Annotated in this window: 13 protein-coding genes; 8 read left to right on the top strand and 5 right to left on the bottom strand. The window is 77.3% G+C overall.

Annotation, left to right across the window (positions count from 1 at the left end):
- The first annotated feature begins 69 nt into the window (after positions 1 to 69).
- The gene (mmsA, locus tag L6E17_RS12145) at positions 70 to 1,572 is read left to right on the top strand and encodes a CoA-acylating methylmalonate-semialdehyde dehydrogenase (protein ID WP_236240763.1); all 1,503 of its coding nucleotides are present in this window, start codon (positions 70 to 72) and stop codon (positions 1,570 to 1,572) included.
- 140 nt (positions 1,573 to 1,712) lie between these two features.
- Here the strand turns inward: mmsA and L6E17_RS12140 are convergent, their stop codons facing one another.
- Positions 1,713 to 2,132, bottom strand: coding sequence for a GNAT family N-acetyltransferase (locus L6E17_RS12140; RefSeq protein WP_236240762.1), 420 nt, complete (start codon positions 2,130 to 2,132; stop codon positions 1,713 to 1,715).
- A gap of 123 nt (positions 2,133 to 2,255) precedes the next feature.
- Between L6E17_RS12140 and L6E17_RS12135 the strand changes: the two genes are divergently transcribed.
- Together L6E17_RS12135 and L6E17_RS12130 are read left to right on the top strand one after the other, a co-directional pair.
- A complete protein-coding gene (locus L6E17_RS12135; protein WP_236240761.1) occupies positions 2,256 to 5,012 on the top strand; it encodes an alpha/beta fold hydrolase in 2,757 nt (918 codons plus the stop codon).
- Positions 5,009 to 5,866: an ABC transporter permease gene (locus tag L6E17_RS12130; RefSeq protein ID WP_236240760.1), complete on the top strand. Its 858-nt coding sequence runs from the start codon at positions 5,009 to 5,011 to the stop codon at positions 5,864 to 5,866. Before L6E17_RS12135 ends, L6E17_RS12130 begins: the two co-directional genes overlap by 4 nt.
- Positions 5,867 to 6,155: 289 nt before the next feature.
- Here the strand turns inward: L6E17_RS12130 and L6E17_RS12125 are convergent, their stop codons facing one another.
- Complete coding sequence (locus L6E17_RS12125) at positions 6,156 to 6,893, bottom strand: DNA-binding response regulator (protein ID WP_236240759.1); 738 nt, start codon at positions 6,891 to 6,893, stop codon at positions 6,156 to 6,158.
- Between the two features lie 297 nt (positions 6,894 to 7,190).
- On the opposite strand from L6E17_RS12125, the gene L6E17_RS12120 reads away from it, so the two are divergent.
- Both L6E17_RS12120 and L6E17_RS30960 read left to right on the top strand, forming a co-directional pair.
- On the top strand, positions 7,191 to 7,910 hold the full coding sequence (locus tag L6E17_RS12120; RefSeq protein ID WP_268985068.1) for a DUF4142 domain-containing protein: 720 nt from the start codon (positions 7,191 to 7,193) through the stop codon (positions 7,908 to 7,910).
- A gap of 281 nt (positions 7,911 to 8,191) precedes the next feature.
- Positions 8,192 to 9,073: a class F sortase gene (locus L6E17_RS30960; protein WP_236240758.1), complete on the top strand. Its 882-nt coding sequence runs from the start codon at positions 8,192 to 8,194 to the stop codon at positions 9,071 to 9,073.
- 7 nt (positions 9,074 to 9,080) lie between these two features.
- On the opposite strand, the gene L6E17_RS12110 is transcribed toward L6E17_RS30960, so the two are convergent.
- Both L6E17_RS12110 and L6E17_RS12105 read right to left on the bottom strand, forming a co-directional pair.
- The gene (locus tag L6E17_RS12110) at positions 9,081 to 10,202 is read right to left on the bottom strand and encodes a sensor histidine kinase KdpD (protein WP_236240757.1); all 1,122 of its coding nucleotides are present in this window, start codon (positions 10,200 to 10,202) and stop codon (positions 9,081 to 9,083) included.
- Positions 10,195 to 10,959 (bottom strand): response regulator transcription factor, encoded by a 765-nt coding sequence (locus L6E17_RS12105; RefSeq protein WP_236240756.1) that lies wholly within the window; start codon positions 10,957 to 10,959, stop codon positions 10,195 to 10,197. Before L6E17_RS12105 ends, L6E17_RS12110 begins: the two co-directional genes overlap by 8 nt.
- Here L6E17_RS12105 and L6E17_RS30955 point away from each other — a divergent pair.
- Positions 10,908 to 11,747, top strand: coding sequence for a redoxin domain-containing protein (locus L6E17_RS30955; protein WP_236240755.1), 840 nt, complete (start codon positions 10,908 to 10,910; stop codon positions 11,745 to 11,747). The two genes, L6E17_RS12105 and L6E17_RS30955, sit on opposite strands and share 52 nt — an antisense overlap.
- Position 11,748: 1 nt before the next feature.
- Entirely contained in the window at positions 11,749 to 12,651 is a 903-nt protein-coding gene (locus L6E17_RS12095; RefSeq protein WP_236240754.1) for a cytochrome c biogenesis CcdA family protein, read from the top strand.
- Here L6E17_RS12095 and L6E17_RS12090 read toward each other — a convergent pair.
- Entirely contained in the window at positions 12,614 to 13,318 is a 705-nt protein-coding gene (locus L6E17_RS12090) for a peroxiredoxin-like family protein (protein WP_236240753.1), read from the bottom strand. The genes L6E17_RS12095 and L6E17_RS12090 overlap by 38 nt on opposite strands.
- A gap of 256 nt (positions 13,319 to 13,574) precedes the next feature.
- Between L6E17_RS12090 and L6E17_RS12085 the strand changes: the two genes are divergently transcribed.
- The gene (locus L6E17_RS12085) at positions 13,575 to 14,969 is read left to right on the top strand and encodes an NAD(P)/FAD-dependent oxidoreductase (RefSeq protein WP_236240752.1); all 1,395 of its coding nucleotides are present in this window, start codon (positions 13,575 to 13,577) and stop codon (positions 14,967 to 14,969) included.
- Positions 14,970 to 15,018: the final 49 nt, after the last annotated feature.

Raw genomic sequence — 15,018 nt, 5'->3', positions numbered from 1 at the left:
CCCGGCGTGGTGGGATCGGCCTGACGCCGCCGCCATCCGTGGCCGCCAACTGGAAGGAGCACCTGCGACATGACGAAGAGCGTCCACCACTGGATCGCCGGCAGGACCGTCGAGGGCACGTCGGGGGACTGGGGGCCGGTCACCGACCCCGCGACGGGGGAGGTCACCACGCGGGTCGCCCTCGCCTCCGCCGCCGACGTCGACGAGGCCGTCGCCGCCGCCCGGGCCGCCTACGCGACATGGGGCACCTCGTCGCTCGCGCAGCGCACCGCCGTCCTGTTCCGGTTCCGCGCCCTGCTGGACGCGCACCGCGACGAGATCGCCGCGCTCATCACCGCCGAGCACGGCAAGGTGCACTCCGACGCGCTCGGCGAGGTCGCCCGCGGCCTGGAGATCGTCGACCTGGCGTGCGGCATCACCACCCAGCTGAAGGGCGAGCTGTCCACCCAGGTCTCCACCGGGGTCGACGTGGCCGCCATCCGCCAGCCGCTCGGCGTGGTCGCGGGCATCACCCCGTTCAACTTCCCCGCCATGGTGCCGATGTGGATGTTCCCGCTGGCCATCGCCTGCGGCAACACCTTCGTGCTGAAGCCCAGCGAGAAGGACCCGTCGGCCTCCGTGCGGCTGGCCGAGCTGCTGACGGAGGCCGGGCTCCCGGACGGCGTCTTCAACGTCGTCCACGGCGCCAAGCCCGCCGTGGACCGGCTGCTGGAGCACCCCGACGTGGCGGCGGTGTCCTTCGTGGGCTCGACGCCCATCGCCCGGTACGTGCACGCCGCGGCCTCCGCGAACGGCAAGCGGGTGCAGGCCCTGGGCGGCGCCAAGAACCACATGCTGGTGCTGCCCGACGCCGACCTCGACGCGGCGGCCGACGCCGCGGTCTCCGCTGCGTACGGCTCGGCGGGCGAGCGCTGCATGGCGATCTCGGCGGTCGTCGCGGTCGGCGCGACCGGCGACGCGCTCGTGGAGAAGATCCGCGAGCGGGCCGAGAAGGTCAAGGTCGGGCCCGGCACGGACCCGGACTCGGAGATGGGACCGCTCATCACCCGCGAGCACCGCGACAAGGTCGCCTCCTACGTGACGGGCGCCGCCGCCGAGGGCTGCGAGGTCGTCCTCGACGGCACCGGTTACCGCGTGGAGGGCCACGAGGGCGGCCACTGGATCGGGCTGTCCCTGCTGGACAAGGTCCCCACCACCGCCCGGGCCTACCAGGACGAGATCTTCGGCCCCGTGCTGTGCGTGCTGCGCGCCGAGACGTACGAGGAGGGCCTGGCCCTCGTCAACGCCTCGCCGTTCGGCAACGGCACCGCGATCTTCACCCGGGACGGCGGCGCGGCGCGGCGCTTCCAACTGGAGGTCCAGGCGGGCATGGTCGGCGTGAACGTGCCGATCCCGGTGCCGGTGGGCTACCACTCGTTCGGCGGCTGGAAGGACTCCCTCTTCGGCGACCACCACGTCTACGGCAACGACGGCGTGCACTTCTACACCCGCGGCAAGGTGGTCACCACCCGGTGGCCGGACCCGGCGGAGGCGCCGGCCGGCATCGACCTGGGTTTCCCCCGCAACCACTGAGCCCCCGGCACGTCCCCGTCCCCGCCCGCCCCGCCGTACGGCAGGGCCGGCGGGGACGGCCGCGTCCGGGAAGCCGCGGAGCACCCGTCCCGGAGGCGGGCGCGCCGGCAGGCCGCCAGGGACCCGAGGCCGCGGCCGCGCTAGGAGGCCGGGGTGAACGGCCAGGCCAGCATCGTGAAGGGGCCCTCGTCGAGGGCGCCCGCCGAGCGGTACGTCGCCAGGGCCGCTGCGTTGTCCGGGTCGACGCCGACCCACAGGTCGTAGCAGCCGCGTGCCCGGGCCTCGGCCGCCAGCGCCTCCGTCAGCGCCCGGCCGATGCCGCGCCTGCGGTACGGCTCCGCCACCGACAGCTCGTACAGGCACATCTCCGCGCCCTTGTCCGGGTGGAGCATCTCGATGCCGGACACCATGCCGACCGGCGCCCCGTCCTCGTGGGCGATGAGCATCAGATGGCCGGGTGAGGCCAGGAACCGCTCCGCCCACTCCGGGCGGGGCGGGCCGTCGTACAGGTCGGCCGCGGCCAGCAGCTCCGCGACCGTCGTCGCCCTGCGGATCTCCATGGTGAGGCGCCCCCTCGTACCGCGTCTGGTGTACGGGGACCGTAGTCCGTACCTCTCAGGGAGGCCACCGGATTCCGACCGGCGGGGGCCGAGACCGCCCGCCCGTCCGTCTAGGGTCGGGGCATGCAGATCCGACTTCCCCGGACGCGGCGGCGCCGGTGGGCCGCGCTCGCCGCGGCCGCCGCCGTGCTCGCGGGCGCCGGCACCTGGACGGCCGCCGCCTCGGACGGCGAATCCGCGGTGCAGCGCCAGGACGCCGTGATGGACATGCCGGGCGCCGCGATCGACACCTCCTACTTCACCGCAGGGGGCGGCGGCCGCCGCCCCGCCGTGCTCCTCGCGCACGGGTTCGGCGGCAGCAAGGACGACGTACGCGCCCAGGCCGAGGGGCTCGCCCGCGACGGGTACGCCGTGTTGACCTGGTCCGCCCGCGGCTTCGGGCGGTCCGGCGGCACGATCGGGCTCAACGACCCGGACCACGAGGTCAAGGACGTCCAGCGGCTCATCGACTGGCTGGCCCACCGCCCCGAGGTGCTGCTCGACGCGGAAGGGGACCCGCGGGTCGGCGTCACGGGCACCTCGTACGGCGGCGCGGTGTCGCTGCTCGCCGCCGGGTACGACCGCCGGGTCGACGCCGTCGCCCCGCACATCGCCTACTGGAACCTCGCCGACGCGCTGTTCCCCGACGGCGTGTTCAAGAAGCTGTGGGCCGGCATCTTCTTCACCTCCGGCGCCGCCCCCGGCACGGGAGCCGCACCCGGCGACGGCCCCGGCGACACCCCCGGCACCGTGGACGGCCCCGGCGCCGGCCGTCCGGCCGGCACCCCCGGCAGCGGCGCGGGCCCCGCCGCCACCGGCTGCGGGCGGTTCCAGCCCGAGCTGTGCGCCATGTACGAGCGGGTCGCCGTCAGCGGCACGCCCGACGCGGACGCCCGCGCCCTGCTGGAGGCGCGCAGCCCCTCGGCCGTCGCGGGCCGCATCGACGTGCCCGCCCTCATCGTGCAGGGCCGGTCCGACTCGCTCTTCCCGCTCGCGCACGCCGACGCCATGGCCCGCGCCATCGCGGCCAACGGCGCGCCCGTCGCCGTGGACTGGGCCGCCGGCGGACACGACGGCGGCGACCAGGAGGCCGCCCGCGTCGCACAGCGGATCACCCGCTGGTTCGACCGCCACCTCAAGGGCGAGGAGGGCGCCGACACGGGACCCGCCTTCCGCGTGAGCCGCACCGGTGGCGTCGACTCCACCGACGGGCAGGCCCGGCTGCGCGGCGCCTCCGCCGACCGCTACCCGGGACTGCGGGCCGGCACCCGGGACGTGCCCCTCACCGGCAGCCCGCAGACCTTCCGCAACCCCGCCGGGGCCGCCCCGCCCGCCGTGTCCGCCGTCCCCGGGCTCGGCGGCGGCCTCTCCCAGCTGTCGTCGCTCGGCGTCGGCGGCCTGTCGCTGGACTTCCCCGGACAGTACGCGCGCTTCGACACCGCCCCGCTCGACGAGCCGCTGCGGATCACCGGGTCGCCGACCGTCCGGGTGCGCGTCGCCTCCGACAGCGGCGAGGCCGTGCTCTTCGGCAAGGTCTACGACGTGGGGCCCGACGGCCGCCGCCAGGTGCTGCCCTCGCAACTCGTCGCGCCCGTGCGGATCCAGGACGCCGGGGAGCCGCGGGAGGTCACCCTCACGCTGCCCGCCATCGACCACGAGGTGGAGGCCGGGCACCGGCTCCGGGTCGTGCTGGCCGCCACCGACCTCGGCTACGCCTCGCCGGCCGCCCCCGCCTCCTACACCGTCGGCCTCGCCGGCGGCGCGCTGTCCGTGCCCACCGCACCCGGGGTGAGCACCCGGGCCGCCGCCCTGCCCTGGTGGGTCTGGGGCATCCCGGCGGGAGGCGCCGTCGCCGCCGCCGGGCTGCTGCTGACCACCCGCCGCCGCAGCGCCGCGCCCGCCCCCGACCCGGCACTGGCGGACGTGCCGCTGACCATCACCGGCCTGACGAAGCGGTACAGCCGGTCCGCCGACCGGTACGCCGTGCAGGACCTGTCCTTCCGGGTGGAGAAGGGCCAGGTGCTGGGGCTCCTCGGACCGAACGGCGCCGGCAAGACCACCACCCTGCGCATGCTGATGGGGCTCATCTCCCCGGACGGCGGCGAGATCCGGGTCTTCGGCCACGCCGTGCGGCCGGGCGCGCCCGTGCTGTCCCGCGTGGGGGCCTTCGTGGAGGGCGCCGGCTTCCTGCCGCACCTGTCCGGGCGGGAGAACCTGGAGCTGTACTGGCGGGCCACCGGCCGCCCCGCCGCCGACGCGCACATCGACGAGGCACTGGAGATCGCCGGACTCGGCGACGCCCTCGCCCGCGCCGTGCGCACCTACTCGCAGGGCATGCGGCAGCGGCTCGCCATCGCCCAGGCCATGCTGGGCCTGCCCGACCTGCTCATCCTCGACGAGCCGACCAACGGACTGGACCCGCCGCAGATCCGCGAGATGCGGGACGTGATGGTCCGCTACGCCGCCGCCGGCAGGACCGTCATCGTCTCCAGCCACCTCCTCGCGGAGGTCGAGCAGTCCTGCACCCACCTCGTCGTCATGGACCAGGGGCGGCTCGTGCAGGCCGGTCCCGTCGCGGACATCGTCGGCAGCGGCGACACCCTGCTCGTCACCGTCGCGGGCACGCTCCCGGACGCGGTGGTGGACAAGGTCGGCGCCCTCGCGGGCGTCGCGTCCGCCACCCGCGCGGAGGGCGGCCTGCTCGTACGGCTGGACGGGGCCACCGCGAGCGGCCTCGTCGCCGAACTCGTCCGGCTCGACGTGCCGGTGGCCAAGGTGGGGCCGCACCGCCGCCTGGAGGACGCGTTCCTCACCCTGATCGGAGGAGGCGGATCCGCATGACACCGCTGCTCGACGCCGCGCCCGGCTACCGGGCCCGGCACACCCTGCCGCTGCGGGTGGAGGCCGTGCGCCAGCTCAAGCGGCGCCGGACGTACGTCATGGGCGCGGTCCTGGCCGCCCTGCCGTTCGTGCTGATCGCGGCCTTCGCGATCGGCGGCGACGACCGGGACGGACCCGACAACCGCATCACGCTGATGGACACGGCCACCGCGTCGGGCCTCAACTTCGCCGCGACCTGCCTGTTCGTGTCCGCCGGCTTCCTGCTGGTGATCCCCGTCGCGCTGTTCTGCGGGGACACGGTGGCCTCCGAGGCCGGCTGGTCGTCGCTGCGCTACCTGCTGGCGGCGCCCGTGCCGCGGGCCCGGCTGCTGTGGTCGAAGCTCGCCGTGGCGCTCGGCTTCAGCGCCGCCGCCATGGTGCTGCTGCCGGTGGTCGCGCTCGCCGCGGGCACGGTCGCCTACGGGTGGGGGCCGCTGCGGCTGCCCGCCGGCGGGGCGCTGGCCGCCGGGGACGGCGTGGCGCGGCTGGCGGTCGCCGTCGCGTTCGTGTTCGTCTCCCAACTAGTCACCGCCGGGCTCGCGTTCTGGCTGTCGACCCGGACGGACGCGCCGCTGGGCGCGGTCGGCGGCGCCGTCGGCCTCACCATCGTCGGCAACGTCCTCGACGCGGTGACCGCGCTCGGCGACTGGCGCGACCTGCTGCCGGCGCACTGGCAGTACGCCTGGATCGACGCGCTCCAGCCGCACCTGGAGTGGTCCGGCATGGCCAAGGGCGCGGCGGTGTCGACCGGCTACGCGCTGGTGCTCTTCGCGCTGGCCTTCCGCGGGTTCGCCCGCAAGGACATCGTGTCCTGAACGGCACGGCCCCGGACGCGCCCGCGACGGCCGGTGCGTCCGGGGCGGCGCTTGCTGCGCCCGGCTCCGTACGGGGCGAGCCCGGCGCCTCCGGCGTCCCGTCGTCCCGGCGCGGGCCGGACGGGCCGGACGGGCCGGACGGGCCGGATCCGGACCCTGGCCGCTACCGGGGCCAGGTGGCGAGCCGGGGCGGGCGGTGCGGCCGCGGGCCGCGGCAGGCGGTTGCCGGGGCGGGCGGTGCGGCCGCGGGCCGCGGCAGGCGGTGGGCCGGAACGCGCGCGGCGGGCGCTCACACCCAGCCGCGGCGGGCCGCCTCCACCCCGGCGCGGAAGCGGCTCGTCGTACCGAGCGCGGCCAGCAGCTCGCCCACCCGGCGGCTGTACGTGCGCCCCGATATGCCGAGCCGCGCCGCGGCCGTCTCGTCGGTGAGCCCCGCCACCATCGCCTCCAGCACGGGCCGCAGCCGCGGCGGCAGCGCGTGCGGCGCCGCCGCCTCGCCGACGTCCTGGCCCGACTCCCACCACGCGCGGTGCGCCCGCACCAGTGCCTGCACGATCACCGGGTCGCGGATCAGCAGCAGCCCGTTGCAGAGCAGTTCCAGGTCCAGCGGGACCGCCGCCACCGCGCGGTCCACGACGATCATCTTGAAGGGGATGCTCTCCGTCAGCCGCGCCCGGCCGGGCAGCCGCGCCACCACGCCGACGTCCGCCGCCGTCACCCGTCCCAGCGCGTGCCGCGGCACCACCTGCCGCACCGTGCGGACCCGCTCCGCCGCCGTCCGCACGCACGCCCCGGCCAGTTCCAGGAACGGCTCCGGCACCGGCTGGCGCAGCCCGGCCGCCGGGTCGTCGAACGTCAGCAGCTCGCGGCGGGCCGACTCGGTCAGGGCCGCCAGCGCCGCGCAGACGTGCCGGGTGCCGCGCACCGGCTGGCCCAGTGGCCGGGGGACCTGCGGAGGCACCGTGCGCGCCACGGCCGCCTCATGTGAAGCCGCCAGGCCGAGCACGGCACCCGGGACGTGCACCACGGCTGATCACCCCCGCCATCCCCTCGGAACGTACGCCACTCCATGTACTCACGTGACTCCACACGGTGACAAGGGTGTCCGGGGTCGATGGCGAGTCCCGGCCACTTCGCGTACACGGGCCGTGCCGGCGCGATCCGCCGGTCCGGTCGGCCCCCGCCCCCGCGCGACACCGGGCAGGGCCGTCGGAGTGACACGCCGAGCCGTTCGCACTACGGCGGATGGCGGACCGGCGGCGGCCGTGCCCGGATGGTCCTGTGGCCCCGCGTCACCCGGGGGCCGTACTTCCGACCACCATGGATGGATGACGACACCGTGATGCACACGCACCGCTCCCGCCGCGCGGCGACCGCGCTCGCCGCCCTCGCCGCGGCCTGCATAGCCGCCGCCCCCGCCGTCGCCGCGGACCAGGACGGCGGGCTGCCCACCGACAACGCCTTCCTGCGCGCCGCCCACCAGGCCAACCTGGCCGAGATCGCCCTCAGCCAGGACGCCCGCAAGAACGCCACGACGGCCTGCGTCAAGGACGTGGCCGCCGAACTGGAACGCGACCACGCCAAGCTGGACGCGGACGTGAAGGCGCTCTCCGACAAGCTCGGCGTCGACCTGCCCCTCGCCCCCACCGCCCACCAGCAGCAGATGCTCGCCGACGTGATGGCGCAGAAGGGCACCGCGGCCTACGACAGGGCCTGGCTGAAGACCCAGGACACCGTGCACCGGCTGACCCTCAAGGCCATCGACCACCAGGTCGCCCGCGGCGAGAACCGGCAGATCACGGCCGCCGCCAAGGCCGCGCGACCGGTCGTCGCCGGCCACCTGGAGAGGGTGGAGGGCGGCACCTGCCACGGCACGGCCCCCGCGCGGACCATCCACGCCGGCAGCGGCGGGCAGGCCGCGACCGTGTTCGCCGCGGGCGTCCCCGCCGCCGTCGCCGTGCCGGCCGTCGCGCTCGGCGGGGCACTGGTCGCGGGCGGCGCCTTCTGGACGGCGTCCCGGCTGCGCCGCAACGACCTCCGCTGAGCGGCGGCACGCAGTGGTACGCGTCAGCCGACCGCAGCACACCGCCCGCCCCCGCCGCAGTGGCCTGGCCCGCCGGGTGGGGCGCGCGGCACTGGCCTTCGGCGCGGTCCGGCTGGCCCGTGCCGTGCGCCTGCGCGCGGGCCGCGCCCACAGGCACCCCGGCCCGGGGCGTCCCGCGGCGGCGGCACGCGGGAGCGGCCCGCCGCCCCCGGCGCGGTCCCCTCCCCGCCCGCCGCAGGAGCCGCCTCGCCCGCTGGGAGCGCCGCCTGAGCCACGCGCCCGTGCCCGCGGTGCGGCTCGCGGGCTGGGGCCTGCGCCTCGGCCGCAGCCGCACGGCCCGCGCCCTGTACCGGGCCGCGCGCAGGCCCGCCGCGCGCCTCGCCCGGTGGGCCCGCGGCCGCCGCAGGGCCCGCGGCGGCCGCCGCCCCGGCGCGGGCACCGGTCCCGCCGCAGCCGTGCGGGCCGGGCCGGTGGGCCGCGTGCGGAGCGCCGGGCGCGGCCGGCCGCGCGCCGCCGGCCGCCTCGGGCGCGCCGCGCGGCGCGGCGGCGGCGTGCTGCGGCGCGAGCCGGGACCGGCGCGGCTGCTCGCCTGGGCGGGTCTCGCGGCCGCGGCGTCGGCGGCGCTCACCCTCGCCCTCCCGGCCGGCGCCCCCAGCCCGGCCGACACGGGCGCCCTGCCCAGCGCCCCTGCGGGGCCCGCGCGGCCCGCCGGGTCCGCGCACGCCCCGCCCGTGGCGCTGTCCGTGCCGGGGCACGTGGGGACGCTGCCCGTCGACCCGGTCGCCGCCTCCCGCGACGGCGCCCTCGACGTGCCCGCGTCACCGTCCCGGGTCGGCTGGTGGGCGCTCGGCGCCCGCCCCGGCGACCCGCGCGGCACCCTGCTGCTCGCCGGGCATATCGACTCGGCGGAGGAGGGCGCCGGGCCTTTCGAGGCACTGCACGCCCTGCCCATGGGGGCCCGCGCGCACGTCGCCGCCGCCGACGGGACCCGGCACACGTACCGGATCGTCGCCCGCCGCACCTACCGGGCGGGCGACCTGCCGCAGGACCTGTTCAGCGCGGCGGGCCGACCCCGGCTCGCCCTCGTCACCTGCGCGGGCGACTTCGACCCGCAGGCGGGCGCGTACGCCGAGAACCTCGTCCTGTACGGGGTGCCCGGCTGAGCCGCCGTCAGGCGCCGGCGGCCGCCGCGGGAAGGGTCACCTCGAACCGGCAGCCGCCCTCCACGTTCCGTACGTGCGCGTGCCCGGCGTGCGCCTCCACGATGCCGCGCACGATCGCCAGGCCGAGGCCCGCCCCCGCCGGAGGGGTGCGGGCCTCCGTGCCGCGCCACCCCGTGTCGAACACCCGCGGCAGGTCCTCGTCCGGGATGCCGCCGCAGCCGTCCGTCACCGACAGCACCACCGTGCCGTCGTCGCCGCGCTCGGCCGCCACCGCCACCGTCCCGTCGGCCGGGGTGTGGCGGATCGCATTCACCAGCAGGTTCGCGAGGACGCGGGTCATCTCCTTGCCGTCCACCTCCACCGGCACGGCCTCCAGGCGGCCGCCCACCAGCCGCACCCCGCGCTCCCGCGCCAGCGGGTCCGCGCCCGCCAGCGCGTCGCCCACCAGGTCGTACACCGACACCCGCGACGGGCTGAGGGCGAGCGCCCCGGCGTGGATCCGGGACAGCTCGAACAGGTCGCCCACCATGGAGTTCAGCCGGTCCACCTCGGTGCGCATCAGCCGGTGGTAGCGGGCCGGGTCCTTCACCACCCCGTCCTCCAGCGCCTCCGACATGGCCCGCAGCCCCGCCAGCGGGGTCCGCAGGTCGTGCGAGATCCACGCCACGAGCTCCCGCCGCGACGCCTCCAGGGCGCGCTCCCGTTCCCGGGACGCGGCCAGCCGGGCGCTCGTCGCCGCCAGCTCGCGGCTCAGCGCGGCCAGTTCCGCGGGCGCCGGCCCCGGCGGCGCCAGGAACGTGCCGCCGTCGCCGAACTCCCGCGCCGCCACCGCCAGTCCCCGCAGCCTCCGCACCACCTGGCGCCCCAGCAGCAGCGACGTCGCCAGCGACACGGCGGCCGCCATCGCCACCACCGTCGTCACCACGCCCAGGTCGTGCGACGACAGGAACATCGCCCAGCACACCGCCAGCGTCCCCGCCAGCATCGCCGTGACCGTCACCGCCGACACCACCGCCAGCGACACCGCCACCGAGCGGCTCCGGGTCAGCCGCAGCCCGCACCAGCCCAGCGCGCCCGCCGCCAGGGCGCCCGCCAGCGCGTACAGCGCGATCAGCAGGAAGTCACGCACCGCTGCCCGCCTCCTGAGGCCCCACCGGGTCGAAGCGGTAGCCCGCCCCCCACACCGTCTGGATCAGCCGCGGACGCGCCGGATCGTCCTCGATCTTGCCGCGCAGCCGCCGCACATGGACCGTGACCGTCGACAGGTCGCCGAAGTCCCAGCCCCACACCTCCCGCATCAGCCGCTCCCGGTCGCACACCTGCCCCGGGTGGCGCAGGAAGTACGCCAGCAGGTCGAACTCCCGCAGTGTCAAAGCCAGTTCACGGCCCCGCTTGGTCGCACGCCGGGCCGCGGGATCCACCTCCAGGCCCGCCGCCCGCAGCGGCACGACCGGCTCGGGCCGCGGCCCGGCGGCCAGGGCGCTGCGCCGCAGCACCGACTCGACGCGCAGCACCAGCTCACGCGGGCTGAACGGCTTCGTGACGTAGTCGTCGGCGCCGATCTCCAGCCCCAGGATCCGGTCCTCCTCGTCGGCGCGGGCCGTGAGCATGATGACCGGCACGGGCCCCCGGGCCCGCAACTCCCGGCACACCGCCAGCCCGTCCATGCCGGGCAGCATCAGGTCCAGCACCACCAGGTCAGGCCACCGGGCGCCCGCCGCCGCGAGCGCGCCCGGCCCGTCCGCGGCCAGGTCGACGCCGAAACCGGCCCGCTCCAGGTAGCCCGTCACGATCTCCGAGACCGTCGGGTCGTCGTCCACCACGAGGACGTGCTGTGCGCCGCCCCCGCCCGTGCCGCCGCTGCTCCCGCTCTGACCACTCTGCATGCGGCCAGCCTCGCACCGCCGGGCCGCCGCGTCGCCCCCGGGCCCCGGAGCCGGCGGCGACGTCCGTATTTCGTAAGGGTCCTGAGGGCCGGGGGGCCTCCCGGCGGGCCCGCCCGTCCCCGTACGGTGGGTGCGTCCTCCGGCACCCGACGTCAGGAGTCCCCCATGGGCCGCCAGCGACCCGCCCGCCCGCTCGCCGCCACCGCCGCCCTGCTCGCGGCGGTCGTCCTCGCCGGCTGCGGCGGATCCGGCTCCGGCGGCCCGGCGCAGGACTCCTCCCCGCAGCCCGCCGCGTCCGCCGCGGCGCCCGCCGGGGCGCCCCGTCCGCGTCCGCCGGCGGGTCGCCCGCCCCGGGGGCGGCGAGCCCGGGCGCCGAAGACCTCGCCTCCACCCTCCGGTTCACGGCGACCACCCTGGACGGCGCCGCGTTCGACGGCGCCAGCCTCGCGGGCAAACCGACGGTGCTGTGGTTCTGGGCCCCCTGGTGCCCGACCTGCAAGGGCCAGGCGAAGGAGACCGCCCGGGTCGCCGCCGAGTACGCGGGTCGCGCCAACGTCGTGGGCGTGGCCGGCCTCGACCGGAAGGACGCCATGCGCACCTTCGTCTCCGGCAACGGACTGGACGGCTTCCCGCACCTGGCGGACGAGTCCGGCAACGTGTGGCGGAAGTTCGCGGTCACGCAGCAGAGCACGTATGTCGTCATGGACGCCACCGGCCGGCCCACCCACACCGGCGTGCTGCGCGGCGGCGAAGGCCTTGCCGACAAGGTCCGGGAACTGCTGGGCTGACATGGCCGACCTGCCCCTCGCCCTCACGGCGGGCATGCTCGCCGCGGTCAACCCCTGCGGCTTCGCCCTGCTGCCCGCCTACCTGTCGCTGCTCGTCCTCGGCGACGACAGCCCCGGCCGGGTCACCGCCGTGGGCCGCGCGCTGGCCGCCACGGCCGCGATGACGCTCGGCTTCACCGCCGTCTTCGCCGTGTTCGGCCTCGCCGTCGCCCCGGTCGCCGGGCAGGTCCAGCAGCACCTGCCGTGGTTCACGGTCGTCTTCGGCGCCGTCCTGGCCGCCCTGGGCGGCTGGCTGCTGGCCGGCCGCGACCTGCCGGCGGCGCTGCTTCCGAAGCTGCGGCGGGCCCCGAAGGTAGGCCGCTCACCGCTGTCGATGGCGCTGTTCGGCGCGGCGTACGCGATCGCCTCGCTCGGCTGCACCATCGCCCCGTTCCTCGCCATCGTCGTCTCCGCCTTCCGCGGCGGCTCGGTCGCCGAGGGCGCGCTGCTGTTCGCGGCGTACGCGGCGGGGATGGGCGCGATCGTCGGCGCGGCCGCCCTGACCGTGGCCCTCACCCGCACCACCCGGGTGGGCGCGCTGCGCCGGGTCGGCCCGCTCGCCACCCGCCTCGGCGGCGGCCTGCTGCTCCTCGCGGGGGCGTACGTCGCCTACTACGGCTGGTACGAGATCCGGGTGCTGCGCGGCGCCTCGGACGGCGCCGACCCGGTGGTCACCGCGGTCGGGGAGGTGCAGACCCGCGTCGCGGACGCCCTCGGCGCGGTCGGCGCCCCCGCCGTGGCGGCGGCCGCCCTGGTGCTGCTCGCCGCGGCGGTGGCGGCGGCGCGGCTGCGGGGGCGCCGCAGGGCGGCCTCCGGGTCCGAAGCGGTCACCGGGACCCCGGCCGCAGCGCGTCGAGAGCCGTGAGCACGTCGGCCGGTTCCGCGCGCCGCGTGTAGTCGGCGTCGACGAACGCCCAGCGGATCGTGGAGCCCGCGTCGATCACGTACGTGGCGGTCAGCGGCAGGGTCCTGCCGTGGCCGCCGTTGACCCGGTCCATCTCGAAGCGGAACCCCTCGTACACCTTGGCGAGGGCGTCGGGCACGGGGAAGTCCAGGCCGTAACTCCGGGCGACGGCGGAGCCGACGTCGCTGAGCACGTCGAAGTCCAGCGCGTGCTTCTCCACCAGGGACAGCGACTGGTCGGGGATCTGCGGCGAGACCGCGACCAGCCGGGCCCCGCGCGCGGTGATCTCCGGGAGCCGCCGCCGCAGCGCGCGCAGGGCGAGCACGCAGAAGGGGCACCAGGCGCCGCGGTAGAAGGTGAGGACGACGGGCCCCTCGGCGAGCAGGTCGTCCAGGGCGACGGTCCGGCCGGTCGCCGACGGCAGCGCGAACCGCGGTGCCCGCGCCCCGACTCCCCGTGCCCGCTCGGCCCGACCCGACGCGGCGAGGTCGGCGGTCGCCCGGTCGATGACCTCCAGCATGGCGGCGGGGACGTACGCGCCGCGGCGGGCCCGCACCGCACGCAGCTCCTCGTCGAGGCGCCGGTCCTCGGGGGCCGTGCCCGGCGCGGGGGCCTGCTGCTCGCTCATCGTGCGGGGTCCCTTCTCGTGCGGCGGCGGTCGCCCACCGCCGCGCTCGGGTGCGTTCACGGGGTGGCGAGACTCAACCACTATGGCCCACAGGGTAGTTGGCGGCATCCTGCCGCGCCGGGCGGGGCGCCTCGGGCGGGCCGGCCGACCAGGCGGGCCGGTGCCGGGCGCGTCCCCCGTGCCGACGGCGCCGGACGCGTGACGATGGTGCGGAGCAGGGGACTCCAGTGGACCCGACGAGGAGGAGGCCGCCCCCATGGGGACACCGCAGGAAGAGCAGGCCGTGGACGTCGTCGTCATCGGCATGGGCGTCGGCGGGGAGCACGCCGCCGGGCGCCTGGCCGCCGCCGGGCTCGACGTCGCCGGGGTGGAGGCGGAGCTGGTCGGCGGGGAGTGCCCGTACTGGGCGTGCATCCCGAGCAAGATGATGATCCGCGCCGGGGACCTGCTGGCCGAGGCGCGGCGGGTGCCGGGCATGGCGGGACGCGCCGACGTCACCGCCGACTTCGCACCGGTCGCGGCCAGGATCAGGGACGAGGCGACGGACGACTGGGACGACACGGCGGCCGTGCACCGCTTCACCGAGCGGGGCGGGCGGTTCCTGCGGGGCCGCGCGCGGCTCACCGGGCCCGGCCGGGTGGAGGTCGACGGCCCGGACGGCTGCGTCCTGACCGCCCGCAGGGGCGTGGTCGTCGCCACCGGCAGCCGCCCGCAGATCCCGCCGGTGCCCGGCCTGGACGCGGTGCCGTACTGGACGAACCGCGACGCGGTCGCCGCGAAGGAGGCCCCGGCGTCCCTGCTGGTCCTCGGCGGCGGCGCGATCGGGGTGGAACTGGCCCAGGCCTTCGCCCGGTTCGGCTCGGCCGTGACCGTCGTCGAGGCCGCGCCGGGACTGCTGCCCGCCGAGGAGCCCGAGGCGGGCAGGCTGCTCGCCGAGGTGCTCGGCGCGGAGGGCGTCACCGTACGGACCGGGGCGCGGGCCGCCGGGGTGCGGCACGCGGACGGCGCCTTCCGCCTCACCCTGGAGGACGGCGGGGAACTCACCGCGCAGCGGCTGCTCGTGGCGACCGGCCGCCGCCCCGACCTGCGGGGGCTCGGCCTCGACCGCGTCGGCCTGGACCCGCAGGCGCGCGCCCTCGACGTGGACGGCAGGATGCGGGCGGTCGGCGCCGACGCGGTGTGGGGCGTCGGGGACGTGACCGGGCGGGGCGCGTTCACGCACGTGGCGATGTACCAGGCGGAGATCGCGGTCCGCGACCTCCTCGGCGAAGCCGGCCCGGAGGCGGACTACCGTGCGCTGCCCCGCGTCACCTTCACCGACCCGGAGGTCGGCGCGGTCGGGCTCACCGAGCAGGCCGCCCGCGACCGGGGCCTCACCGTGCGCACGGGCTGCTCCCGCGTGCCGTCCTCGACGCGGGGCTGGATCCACAAGGCGGGCAACGAGGGCTTCGTCACGCTCGTGGAGGATGCCGCGCGCGGTGTCCTCGTGGGCGCGACCGCGGTCGGCCCGACGGGCGGTGAGGTGCTGTACGGGCTCGCGGTCGCCGTGCACGCGGAGGTGCCGGTGGAGCGGCTGCGGCACATGATGTTCGCCTACCCGACCTTCCACCGGGGCGTGGAGGACGCCCTGCGCGACCTGACCACCACGTGAGGCCGCGCAGGGCGGCCGATGGGGGTGTTGCCTGGGGCGGGTGGGGGGT

The organism is Streptomyces sp. CC228A (genome assembly GCF_021390935.1).
Classification (GTDB): domain Bacteria; phylum Actinomycetota; class Actinomycetes; order Streptomycetales; family Streptomycetaceae; genus Streptomyces.
This window is presented reverse-complemented; position numbering and strand designations above follow the sequence as displayed.